This window comes from Parafrankia sp. Ea1.12, from assembly GCF_900465275.1.
GTDB classification, from domain to species: Bacteria; Actinomycetota; Actinomycetes; order Frankiales; family Frankiaceae; genus Parafrankia; species Parafrankia soli.
Genome location: NZ_UBIZ01000683.1, coordinates 1 through 1964, shown reverse-complemented (window position 1 = coordinate 1964; position 1964 = coordinate 1). Strand labels below are relative to the sequence as shown.

The following is a 1964-nucleotide window of genomic DNA, read 5'->3' as shown; positions in this document are numbered from 1 at the left end:
AGCGCAAGGCGGCCTACGACACCGTGCAGGAACGGTTGACCGAACTGACCCCGATGTTCTTCATCGCGCGTGGGGGGCTCGGCGCCATCTCGGGCAAGAACGTCGGCGGCCTCGCGCAGTACGGCCTGGGTTCCCTGCTGCCCGAGAAACTGTGGGTCCAGCCGTAGTCGTCACCCCGCGGCTCCAGCAGTAGTCGGTCGCTACCCGGATGAAAGGTAGCCGTGACCCATGAATGCTGAGCCTGCCCCGGAGGTGCGCAACCTTCGCGCCTACATCGGCACACCGCGTGGCGTCGTGCGCGCGGTCGACGACGTGTCCCTGGACCCCCACCACACCCAGGCCCTGGGTGTGGTGGGGAGTCCGGGTCCGGCAAGTCAGTGATGGCACGTGCGATCATGGGTCTGATCATCGCTCGGTCCGGATGCTCGGGCCAGGTGGTGTTCCAGGGCCGGGATCTCCTCAAGGAGCGGGCGGAGAGCCGGGGCAAGCAGATCGCCATGGTGTTCCAGAACCCCGGTCGGTCGCTGAACCCCGTGGTGCGGGTGTAACGGCAGTTGACCGAGGGGACGCGCCGGCGCCTCGGCCTCATCTGCCCCGAAACCCGGGCGCGGGCCCTCGACCTCCGCAAGGAGGTCGGGGTGCCCGATCCGGAACGGCGGCTTTCTGCTGATCACGAGGCACGGTGTCAGCAGCGAGCTGTGCGCTCAGCGCGGACAGCGACCCGGGCTGAACCGCGTACGTGATCGACAGCCCGGTGATGCTGTCGGAGGGCAGCTGATCGAGAAAGCGCACGTCGATCGGAGATCAGCTGACCGAGGCCGATTCGACGGTTCTGCCGCCGTGGCCATCCAGCTCCGCGGCGGGGTGGATCTCCAGGGTCGCCTCCCCGCCGTCCGGTACTTCCACGTCACCGCGTGCCGGCAGCGGCCCCAGGTGGTCGTAGGAGGAGCCAATCCAGTCGATCGTGCCCACAGTGCGGTTCTCGGGGAACGGGAGGACGACCACGAGCACAGACTGCCCGGTCTGATCGCAGTCGGCCAACGATTTCCGTCGGCCGCGACCGGAGGTTCCACCATCGCGATCGTCCAGCGATTTGCGCGTCGGCCCTGGCCGCTGCTCTGGTCCTTGCTGTTTCTCCGATGGCTTGGTCTCAACGTCCGGCCGCTGCATGGGCGGGCTCGGGAGCGGGGGCATGCGAGCCCACCAGCCATAGTTGCAGCTTTCCGTGCGTGATCGGTCACGTTGTGGAGGTTCGCATTAGTGTCGACGTCCAAGATGCCCGACGGGCTAAATGCCCAGGTCGCACCGATGGTCGCGGTGACCAGTGCCCCCGGGGAGGCTCGTACAGCATCCACGCAAATTTCAGCCGAGCCTGGTCGTTTCCGCCCGTCTACCTGCGCTTATCACCCCCAACGTCCGTCCGGCGGGCACGCCGCTCCTGACCGGGGGTGACGCATGATGGCCGCCGAGAGCGCTGCTTTGGCCGACCAGCCCGGGCGGAGCGGCCGGCGGACGGGCGGGACGTGGCGGCTGCCCTCAGCTTCACCGGACGGCTGCGACCATCCGGTGGTGGAGTCCTTTCACCCCCACTCGATTCCGTGGCGCCGCGTGGCGCACTTGAGGTTGTCCCAGCACAGGATGATCGGGGCGTGGAGCTGGTGGTGCGCGGCGACGATCAGCGTTGCGTAGTCGTCCTCGGAGAAGCTGCGGCGCTCGCCTTCGCGGCCGTGGTGGAGAACATCCGGGGTCGCTGGCCGGGCCGGTACAGTAGCCGACCTGCTCGAATGTCCAGCCGCGGTCCAGGCCGAAGATGGGTGAGAGCGCGACCATCGGCGGCTACTGATGATTAATGTGTGAAGTTCTGTTGATCAGAGCTGTTCCCAAGTCAGTCCGGTTTCGGTGAGGAACCCGACGAGGAGTTCGGGTCGGTACTGCATGCGTTTTAGCCCGTGTTTGACAGCCTG

General features: G+C 67.0%; 3 protein-coding genes and 1 pseudogene. 3 read left to right on the top strand and 1 reads right to left on the bottom strand.

From position 1 onward, the window contains the following. The 3 genes and pseudogenes from FMEAI12_RS35495 to FMEAI12_RS39080 form a co-directional block, all read left to right on the top strand. Positions 1-167 (top strand): annotated as a pseudogene (locus FMEAI12_RS35495) (ABC transporter substrate-binding protein); the annotation flags it as partial. 61 nt (positions 168-228) lie between these two features. Beyond that, complete coding sequence (locus FMEAI12_RS39085) at positions 229-381, top strand: hypothetical protein (protein ID WP_235015122.1); 153 nt, start codon at positions 229-231, stop codon at positions 379-381. A gap of 14 nt (positions 382-395) precedes the next feature. Next, positions 396-548, top strand: coding sequence for a hypothetical protein (locus FMEAI12_RS39080; protein WP_235015120.1), 153 nt, complete (start codon positions 396-398; stop codon positions 546-548). Positions 549-804: 256 nt separating this feature from the next. Here the strand turns inward: FMEAI12_RS39080 and FMEAI12_RS35485 are convergent, their stop codons facing one another. After that, positions 805-1041: a hypothetical protein gene (locus FMEAI12_RS35485; RefSeq protein ID WP_131627809.1), complete on the bottom strand. Its 237-nt coding sequence runs from the start codon at positions 1039-1041 to the stop codon at positions 805-807. Between the last annotated feature and the right edge of the window lie 923 nt (positions 1042-1964).